This is a genomic window from Methanocorpusculum petauri (assembly GCF_026891975.1).
GTDB lineage: Archaea > Halobacteriota > Methanomicrobia > Methanomicrobiales > Methanocorpusculaceae > Methanocorpusculum > Methanocorpusculum petauri.
This window is the reverse complement of the sequence record NZ_JAPTGB010000036.1, coordinates 1-4,402: the sequence shown is the minus strand read 5'-3', so window position 1 is coordinate 4,402 and position 4,402 is coordinate 1. Positions and strand designations below refer to the sequence as shown.

General features: G+C 53.7%; 4 protein-coding genes. 2 read left to right on the top strand and 2 right to left on the bottom strand.

Annotated features, from left to right (window positions below):
* Window positions 1–52 precede the first annotated feature (52 nt).
* Together O0S10_RS10315 and speD are read left to right on the top strand one after the other, a co-directional pair.
* On the top strand, window positions 53–2,875 hold the full coding sequence (locus O0S10_RS10315; protein ID WP_268925797.1) for a M1 family metallopeptidase: 2,823 nt from the start codon (window positions 53–55) through the stop codon (window positions 2,873–2,875).
* Window positions 2,876–3,172: 297 nt separating this feature from the next.
* Window positions 3,173–3,589, top strand: coding sequence for an S-adenosylmethionine decarboxylase (gene speD / locus O0S10_RS10310; protein WP_268925796.1), 417 nt, complete (start codon window positions 3,173–3,175; stop codon window positions 3,587–3,589).
* Between the two features lie 68 nt (window positions 3,590–3,657).
* Here speD and O0S10_RS10305 read toward each other — a convergent pair whose 3' ends face one another.
* Together O0S10_RS10305 and O0S10_RS10300 are read right to left on the bottom strand one after the other, a co-directional pair.
* Complete coding sequence (locus tag O0S10_RS10305) at window positions 3,658–3,843, bottom strand: hypothetical protein (RefSeq protein WP_268925795.1); 186 nt, start codon at window positions 3,841–3,843, stop codon at window positions 3,658–3,660.
* Between the two features lie 4 nt (window positions 3,844–3,847).
* Complete coding sequence (locus O0S10_RS10300; RefSeq protein WP_268925794.1) at window positions 3,848–4,024, bottom strand: hypothetical protein; 177 nt, start codon at window positions 4,022–4,024, stop codon at window positions 3,848–3,850.
* Between the last annotated feature and the right edge of the window lie 378 nt (window positions 4,025–4,402).

Here is a 4,402-nt window from a genome sequence, read left to right as displayed (position 1 = left end):
CCCCCACCCACACACTCATATCCCCCCACCAACAAACTAACAGCCACAACACATGTCCCCAACAGAATACCGCTATCACCCCGCAGACTTCCCCGCACCAAAAGTCTCCGTCCGCCACATCAACCTCACCTTCGACATCACCGAAACACAAACCCGCGTCATCGCAGAAACCACCTTCCTCACCCTCGCCGACACCCTCACCACCCTCACCCTCAACGCCAAAAACCTCGAAATCCAAAAAATCCGCCTCAACGGAAAACCCGCACACTACACCTACCAAAACGACCTCCTCCACATACCCTTACCCCACCCCTCCCACCGCGGCGCACACCTCACCCTCTGGACAGAAACCACCTGCCGCCCCACCGCAAACATCCTCGAAGGACTCTACTACGACGCAACACCCCAAAACCTCCCCAAAACCCAGATAACCCAGTGCCAGCAATGGGGATTCCAGCGCATCGCCCCCTGCATCGACGACATGCGGGCAAAAAGCACCTGGACCACCACCATCATCGCCGACAGCCGCTACACCAACCTCATCAGCAACGGCAACATCAAAAGCCCGCGCGCCCCCTACGACAAAACCCGCGACATCATCACCTACCAAAACGACCACCCCATGCCCCCCTACCTCTTCTTCCTCGGCGTCGGCACCTGGGACACCTTCACCCGCCCCCTCGAATACCCCGACGGCAAAACCATCCGGCTCGAACTCCTCGCACCCAAAGGAGCCGACCCCGCAAACGCCGCAGCCGCCCTCGACATCCTCGCCGACAGCATCCTCTGGACCTGCCTCTTCACCGGCCCCGAACGCTACGAATCCCCCGACATCCGGCTCGAACTCTACCGGCTCTGCAAAACCCGCGACAAAATCATCGCCGACAACCCCGGCAACCCCGAAACCGCCTTAGCCCCCATCCGCCGCCAGATAACACACCTCGCCGCAGACCTCGTATTCGGCTACCAGTACCCCTACGACGTCTACCGCGAAATCTCCATGCAAAACTCAGACTTCGGCGGCATGGAAAACACCGGCAACACCACCATCATCCAGAACCGCATCATGCCCGACCCCGAAATCACCGACCCCGCCTACGAATACATGATCGGCGTCAAACAACACGAATTCTACCACAACCTCAACGGATCCAGCATCACCGGCGACACCCCCTTCGCCATCTGGCTCAACGAAGCCGTCACCGTCATGATCGAAGACGACTACCTCTCCTTCCTCTTCGGCGCAGACTACATCCGGCTCCAGAACATCCTCCAGCTCTACACCCCCGGCACCGGCACCTTCTCCCTCGACACCGGAGCCGCCGCCATGCCCATCCAGCCCGAAGGCTTCAACGACCCCAACGACCTCATCACCTCCGTCACCTACGTCAAAGCCCCCGAATTCACCCGCATGATCCAGACCATCCTCGGCAAACACGCCTTTGCCTGGGCACTTGACCTCTACCACCGCAGATTCGCCGACAGCAACGCCTCCCCCCGCGACTGGCTCCAAACCATGGGCGACATCGGCAGAATCGACTTCTCCACCATGGCAGGCCGCTGGCTCACCCAGACCGGCTACCCCGTCGTCACCGCAACCGCCGCCTACAACCCCGACGAAGAAACCGCCACAATCACCGTAGACCAGACCGGATTCGACGAACAGGACCCCTGGATCTTCCCGCTCGCAGGCACCCTCCTCACCGACAAAGGCACAGTCGCCGCCGAATTCCTCCAGAAAATCGACGGACCGCACCAGACATTCTCCGTCCCCTGCGCCGGGGCATTCGCCGTAGCAGTCTGGAACCCCGGCCATACCGCCTACATCCGCATCAACAGCACCGCATCCGACGACGAACTCCACCTCCAGCTCAAATATGACACCGACACCATCAGCCGGTTCCTCGCCTATCAGACCCTCATCGACCGCGAAATGAACAAACTCTGCCGCGACCCCGCCGCAGTCCCCGACCCGCGGCTCATCAGCTGGTACATCAACACCCTCACCGACAACACCACAATGCAAAACACCGGTGCACTCTCCCTCACCATCTTCGAGTACGCAAGCGACCCTGCCTACTCCTACCGCTACACCGACCTCCACGCAGCAAAACAGAAAATCATCAGAACCATATCCGACACCCTCGGCAAACAGCGCCTCAACGCACTCTACACCGTCTATAACATCCCCAAAAGTACCACCACCGCACCCGCAGAACTCGCCCGCATCTTCAAAGCCCGTGCCGTCAAAAACCTCATCCTCACCTACCTCGCAGCCTTCGACACCCCCGACATCCACACCCTCCTCAAAACCGCATACGAAACCGCAACCTGCGCAACCGACCGGATGACAGCCCTAACCCTCTACCTCTCCAGCACCGCACCCGACCGGATCAGCCTCCTCGACACCGAACTCGCCCGTGCCGCACCCGACCCCGTCGCCTGGGAAAACCTCCTCGCCGCAACCGCCGCATCCTCATCACCCGACACCGTCACCTACCTCAGACGCATAGAACAAAGCGGAAACCTCCACATCGAACAGGCCGGCGAAAGCAGATCCCTCTACCTCCGGTTCGCCGCAAACCGCAAACTCTCCCTGGAAACAGACACAGGCCGCACCTTCCTCGCCTCCTCCCTCACCACACTCGCCCGCGTCAACGAATACATCTCAACCGGCATCCTCTCCGTCTTCTCCCACCTCGACAACTATGAAGAACCGGTTCGCGACGCATGCTTTACCATCCTCACCGACCTCATAACCACCATCCCCGAAACCGACGCCCCCTCCGTCATCCGCACCGCCCGCCGCATCATCCAGAACAGCCCCAAAGCAAAAGAAGCATACAACCAGACACACCCCACCCAAACTATATAAACATGCAGGGGCGCACCGCCCCTGAAAACCTCATTTTTTTATTCGCGTCAAATCCTGCCAAATTTGATTTTGAGAAGTATAATCATGTAAAATTAAAATTTATTGGCAAACAGACAGCAGAATGCCAATTTAAACAAACAAAGTCAGTAGAAGTCATTTTTAACAATTTTGCGGGACTTTCCCCCTCAGGTATCTTTAAATATGCAGGCACTGACCTATTATCATCCAAAGATTCCCGGCAGGAAAAAAATTGCGTGTGGCCGGGACTTTGAGAAGTATGGAGAAAACCCTAAGCCTATGAAACAGATGGTAGCAAATGGCATGACCGATTCCGAGGTCATTGCGAAATTTAAAGAAGAGAACTGCTGGGGCCTCTGTACCTCAATCGATCTCAAGAACTGCGACCCTGCAACGATTCGCGATGCAGACAAAATCCACCAGTTTGTACTTGAACTTGCAGACCTCATTGAGATGCACCGGTTCGGCGAACCCCAGATCATTCACTTCGGCCCCTGCGACCGCGTCGCCGGATACTCAATGACCCAGTTAATCGAAACCTCACTGCTCTCCGCACACTTTGCCAACGACACCAACGCAGCATACATTGACATCTTCAGCTGCAAAGAATATCCGCCGACCATTGCCGCAGAATTCTGCAAAAAATTCTTCGGCGCAAAAGGCATGAATACCACCGTCTTCTTCCGCACCATCTAAACACCGCGGAAGAGTGCTTTTCTTTTTTCAAAAACCGATAGCGACACCGCTTATATTATATAGGAGGTTCAAAGACGCGCGTAAGCCTTAGCCTTAACAGGACTACTTGCAGCGGTAATTATCCAACGTTTACCGGGATACTTTGAGCTAAGAACACTTAGCAAATACCGCCAAGATGTAGAAATCGAGACCAATCTATATTTACGACGTTCAACATCATAAATTTTTAGCGCCATCACAGGATATTTATTCATAATCCTACACCTCCGCATCTTCAAAATCTTCATCATCCAGATCAACAGAGACACCATCCCCAAAATCCGAATCATCATCACAACCGGAATCATCAAATTCATCCTCTAAATCTCCGAAAGAATCATCTGAAATCTCTAAATCCTCTGATACGTCCTCAAAAGGAAAATCTTCATAACTCAAAACTCTCACCTCCTCATTCAATTACTTAAACAAATCAACCTTTTACTATTTATGCGGGTGTTTCAACAAAATTTAACTTCAATCTCAAAAAGAGACTCATTTTAAACACAAATCACGAAAATAACCGTAACTTTGAAGTATTTTTAAATAACAAAAATTTCCCCTTACAACAAAGTACAAATTCGAGAGAAACACACCAGAGCAAAGAAACGAAATCCATTCCCAAAATTAAAATATGCGCTATAATTTTCTTTTTATCAAAATTCAAAATTTCGCATTGCTCTATGTTAACCAAGAATCATAATATAGTGCGCTCCGCGCACTATATGCAATGTGCCTCAGGCACATTGCCCCGGGGGGGGGGGGGGGGCGCGGGGG